Source organism: Corallococcus exercitus (assembly GCF_003611585.1).
GTDB lineage: Bacteria > Myxococcota > Myxococcia > Myxococcales > Myxococcaceae > Corallococcus > Corallococcus exercitus.
The window spans coordinates 1-3,247 of sequence record NZ_RAVW01000666.1; the positions used below are offsets into that span (position 1 = coordinate 1).

At 71.6% G+C, this 3,247-nt stretch carries 3 protein-coding genes; all 3 read left to right on the forward strand.

Going from position 1 to position 3,247, the window contains the following annotated elements:
* Positions 1–1,383: SulP family inorganic anion transporter (locus D7W79_RS40555; protein WP_120530548.1), on the forward strand; the 1,383-nt coding region annotated here is incomplete at its 5' end.
* 4 nt (positions 1,384–1,387) lie between these two features.
* A complete protein-coding gene (locus tag D7W79_RS40560) occupies positions 1,388–2,836 on the forward strand; it encodes a hypothetical protein (protein WP_147442318.1) in 1,449 nt (482 codons plus the stop codon).
* Positions 2,833–3,247: threonine/serine exporter family protein (locus tag D7W79_RS40565; RefSeq protein ID WP_147442319.1), on the forward strand; the 415-nt coding region annotated here is incomplete at its 3' end. The genes D7W79_RS40560 and D7W79_RS40565, both read left to right, overlap by 4 nt.

Consider the following 3,247-nt stretch of genomic DNA (forward strand, 5'->3'; position numbering starts at 1 on the left):
CTGCTGGGCGGGCTGTGCCGCGCGGGGGCGCTGGCGGACTTCCTGTCACGGCCCATCCTCATCGGCTACGTCAACGGCGCGGCGCTCATCATCATCGGCAGCCAGCTGGCCCGGATGTTCGGGCTGGAGCGCAGGTCGAACGCGTTCGCGGGGCAGCTCCACGAAGTGGCGGCGAACGTGGGCCACACGCATATGCCCACGCTGCTCCTGGGGCTGGCCGTCGTCGCGGCGCTCGTCGCCATGCGCCGCCTGCTGCCCCGCTGGCCCGCGCCGCTGGTGATGGTGGTGCTCACCACGCTGGCAGCCCGGGGCTTCCAGCTGGAGCACGGCGGCGTGAAGGTGGTGGGCCCCATCGAGGCGTCGGCGCCCGCCTTCGGCCTGCCCTCCTTGCGCTTCGAGGACGTGCGCACGCTCCTGCCGGCGGCCTTCAGCCTCGCGCTGGTGAACTACGCCAGCTCCGTGCTCACGGGCCGCATCTATGCGGACCGCTTCGGCTACCGGCTGGACACCCACCAGGAGTTCTTTGGACAGGCCGCGGCGAACCTGCTCACCGGCCTCACGCAGGGCTTCCCGGTGTCGGGCAGCGACTCCCGCACGGCGGTCAACGCGTCCATGAGGGGGCGCACGCAGCTCGTGGGCGTGGGCGCGGCGGTGGGGGTGTTGCTGTTCGCGCTGTTCCTCACGCCGCTGCTCTCCAAGCTGCCCCTGGTGACGCTGGGGGCCATCGTCATCGTCGCGGCGGTGTACCTGCTGGAGATGACGCCCCTCCTGCTGCTCTGGCGCGTGCGGCCGGTGGAGGCGCTGCTCGCGGTGGTGACGACGCTGGGCGTGCTCTTCCTGGGCATCCTCCAGGGCATCCTCATCGCGGTGGTGCTGTCGTTGGTGGACCTCATCCGCCGCGCGGCGCACCCGCACGACGCCGTCCTGGGCGAGCGCGAGGGCCTGCCCGGCTGGCACGACGTGGAGGGCCACGCGGACGCGGAGACCATCCCCGGCCTGGTCGTCTACCGCTTCGACGCGCCCCTCTTCTTCGCCAACGCGCGCTTCCTGCGCGAACAGGTGCGCCGGCTGGTGGCGGACTCGCGCCAGCCGGTGCGCTGGTTCGTGCTGGACGCGTCCTCCGTGTTCGACCTGGACATCACCGCCGCGGAGAGCCTGGGCAAGGTGCTCCACGAACTCACGGAGGAGGGCATCGTCTTCGCCGTGGCCCAGGCGCACGCGCCGATGCGCCGGATGCTGAAGCGCTCGGGGCTGTCCGCGCTGATTGGACAGGACCTGCTCTTTCCCACGGTGGGCGCGGCGGTGCGCGCCTACCTCGAAGCGCGAGACGACGCACGGGCCGCCCCGGACGGCGAGCCCGCCCTATCGCCACAGGTGCACTGACGCCATGACGCCAATCCAATCCAGGGCCCGAGGTAGCTCGGTGATGGCCGCGGTGCTGGGCCTGCTCGTGTCCATGACGGCGCTGGCGCAGGACGCGCACTACACCACGCGGCAGTTCGGCAACCGGGCGTGGCTGCTGGGGGGCTCCTTCGTGGGCGACCCGAAGGACATCAGCGCCGTCTATTACAACCCCGGCGCGCTCGCGCTGCTGGGCGCCCCGGAGCTGGAGCTCACCGGCAGCGTGTACGAGTACACGCACGTGAACGTGAAGGACGGGCAGGGCCAGGGAAGGGGCCTGGCCGACTCCAACGTGGACGTGCTGCCGTCGTTGATCGCCGGCTCGCTGCGCTTCGGGTTCCTGGGGAAGTCCCGGATGGCCTACTCCCTGCTCACGCGCCAGGGCTTCGAGTACAGCCTCCAGACGCGCGGCACGCGGATGGGCACGGACCTGGCCGGGGTGCGGGGCATGGACTTGCTGTCCTCGAACGTGCGCCTGGACCAGTCCGTGAGCGAGTACTGGACGGGCCTCTCCTGGGCCTTCCCCGTCACGAAGCACCTGGGCCTGGGGTTGACTCCCTTCCTCGCGACCCGGCACCACGAACTGCGCTTCCAGACGCTCGCGCAGGGCTCCGGTGCCGCCGGCCAGCAGCTGCTGGCGACCCTGGGCCGCGACCTGGAGCTCGACCACGTCCGCGTGTTGTTGAAGGTGGGCGCCAGCTACCAGCACGGCCCCTGGGCCGTGGGGTTCGCCCTGACGACGCCCAGCCTGGCCCTCTGGGGCCGGGGCTCCGCGGGGCTCGAGCGCGCCGTCCAGTCCCAGGGGTTCGACATGAACGCGCCCGCACCCGTGTTCAACTACCAGGAGGACCTGCCAGCGCACTTCCGCAACTCCTGGGGCGCGGCGCTCGGGGCCAGCCGGAGCTTCGGCTCGACCACGGTGTACGCGTCCCTGGAGGGCAACGCGCGCGTCTCCACCGTCAAGCTGCTGGACACCGAACCCATCGTGCCGCGCGACTCCACGGAGATCATCGACGGGGACTACGCCTTCGCGCTCAAGCCGGTGCTGAACGGGGCGCTGGGCTTCGAGCACCCCCTGGGGGAGCGCGTGCGGGCGTACCTGAGCGGGCACACGGACTTCAGCGCGTTGGACCAGACGCCGGGGACGAACGCGCTGCTCGGGGGCTGGGACCTGTACCACGTCGCCACGGGCATCCACTTCCTCCTGGGCCGCTCGCGCTTCACGTTCGGCGGCAACCTGGCGTGGGGAAGCAAGCAGACGGAGCGGTTCGCGGAGACGCTCCAGCAGCTGGGCCTGACCGCCACCTCGCGCAGCCAGGACGTCCGCTACTTCCAGGTCACGCTGCTGGTGGGCGCCAGCTTCTCCTTCAAGGACACGCGGAGCACGGGCGGCAAGGGCAGCGTGGACGAGGACCCCACCGCGGAGTCTCCATGACGGGGGAGCCCCAGGCGGACCGCGGGGTGGACGAAGCGGCGGCCTCCGCCTTCCTGCTGGACCTGGCGAAGGCGCTGCATCTGGCCTACCAGCCGTCGCTCCTGGTGGAGGCGCGCGTGCGCGCGGCGGCGAAGGCGTGGGGGCTGGACGTGGAGGTCTTCACGCTCCAGAGCCTGGCGATGACGGAGGTGGTATCCCCGGTCCGCTCGCACGTGGCCTTCGCGCGGCTGCCCTTCGACCCGCACTGGAACCTGGGCCGGGCCGCGGCGCTGCTGCGGCTGTCGGAGGCCATCCACGAAGGGCGCGTGCGGCTGCCAGAAGCTCGCGCGGAGCTGGAGCGCATCCTGAAGACCCACGCGCCGTACCCCGAGTGGCTCGTGTTCGTGGCCTACGGTGTCTATGGCGCGGCGG

Bases quoted from the DNA above. Each gene is read 5' to 3' on its own strand.
- D7W79_RS40560 (WP_147442318.1), top strand. From the start codon at position 1,388: ATGACGCCAATCCAATCCAGGGCCCGAGGTAGCTCGGTGATGGCCGCG.